This window comes from Stenotrophomonas sp. SrG, from assembly GCF_050031795.1.
Lineage (GTDB): Bacteria > Pseudomonadota > Gammaproteobacteria > Xanthomonadales > Xanthomonadaceae > Stenotrophomonas > Stenotrophomonas rhizophila_A.
The window spans coordinates 1-241 of sequence record NZ_JBNBBE010001010.1 but is presented as its reverse complement, the minus strand read 5'-3'; the positions used below and the strand labels follow the sequence as shown (position 1 = coordinate 241).

1 pseudogene is annotated in these 241 nt (G+C 64.7%); it reads left to right on the top strand.

The window, feature by feature from the left end:
- Nucleotides 1–90 precede the first annotated feature (90 nt).
- Nucleotides 91–241 (top strand): annotated as a pseudogene (gene ispH, locus ACQG3P_RS22545) (4-hydroxy-3-methylbut-2-enyl diphosphate reductase); the annotation flags it as partial.

The window sequence follows — 241 nt, the reverse complement described above, 5'->3', positions numbered from 1 at the left end:
GTGTTCGGCCTGTTCGACGGCAAGGCCGCCAAAAAGGCGGATAATTCCAACCCGTAACCCACCGCCGGCCGCTGCCGGGAGACCTGTCTGATGGAGGTGCTGCTCGCCAACCCGCGTGGATTCTGTGCCGGTGTCGATCGTGCGATCGAGATCGTCAAGCGCGCGATCGAACCGCGGGGCGCGCCCATCTACGTGCGCCATGAAGTGGTGCACAACCGCGTCGTGGTGGACGACCTCAAGC